This is a genomic window from Bradyrhizobium sp. SHOUNA76, assembly GCF_023006445.1.
Classification (GTDB): Bacteria; Pseudomonadota; Alphaproteobacteria; order Rhizobiales; family Xanthobacteraceae; genus Bradyrhizobium.
In genome coordinates this window covers 1-313 of record NZ_JALBHA010001195.1, presented here as the reverse complement: position 1 = coordinate 313, position 313 = coordinate 1, and the positions used below count along the sequence as shown (strand labels likewise).

1 protein-coding gene is annotated in these 313 nt (G+C 64.9%); it reads left to right on the top strand.

Features of this window, described 5'->3' with window-relative positions:
• The coding region (locus MOV74_RS40470; protein ID WP_246933142.1) for an AMP-binding protein at positions 1 to 313 on the top strand (313 nt) is incomplete at both ends.

The following is a 313-nucleotide window of genomic DNA, read 5'->3' as shown; positions in this document are numbered from 1 at the left end:
AGGCGTCATCACCGACGCGCTGGCGCAGATGACGGGGCCCAAGCCGCTGGTGGTCGACGTCGACGACGCCTCGTTCAAGGGCGGCGAGCGCATCGGCGAGATCGAATACGAGGCAGCCGTTGCGCAAGGCGATCCAGGCTTCACGGCGATCACGCCGAGCGACGAATGGGACGCCATCGCGCTGAGCTACACCTCGGGCACAACAGGCAATCCCAAGGGCGTCGTGACCCATCATCGCGGCGCCTATCTCAATGCCGTCAGCAATATCCTCGCCGGCAATCTCGGCCAGCATCCGGTCTATCTCTGGACGCTG